Annotated in this window: 1 protein-coding gene; it reads left to right on the top strand. The window is 67.8% G+C overall.

The features are described from left to right. Positions 1–236 (top strand): MliC family protein (locus ACQG3P_RS23625; RefSeq protein ID WP_426806406.1); only part of this gene is annotated, 236 nt, incomplete at both ends.

Below are 236 nucleotides of genomic sequence, written 5' to 3'. Positions count from 1 at the left end.
CCGGCAATGAAGCTCCCCCGCCGGCGGCCGCACCGTCTTCCGACGAACGCGTCTATGCCTTCCAGTGCGGCGATCTGCCGGTGCAGGCGACCGATCGCGGCCAGGATTCGGCCACGGTGGTCGTCGGCGGGCGTACTTTCGTGATGGCCTCGGACACTGCCGCCTCCGGAGCGAAGTTCAGCGACGGGCAGGGCAACGTATTCTGGACCAAGGGCACCACCGAAGGCACGCTGACA

The organism is Stenotrophomonas sp. SrG, assembly GCF_050031795.1.
In the GTDB taxonomy this organism is placed as follows: Bacteria; Pseudomonadota; Gammaproteobacteria; order Xanthomonadales; family Xanthomonadaceae; genus Stenotrophomonas; species Stenotrophomonas rhizophila_A.
The sequence above is the reverse complement of the archived record's forward strand: the minus strand, read 5'-3'. Positions and strand labels throughout refer to the sequence as shown.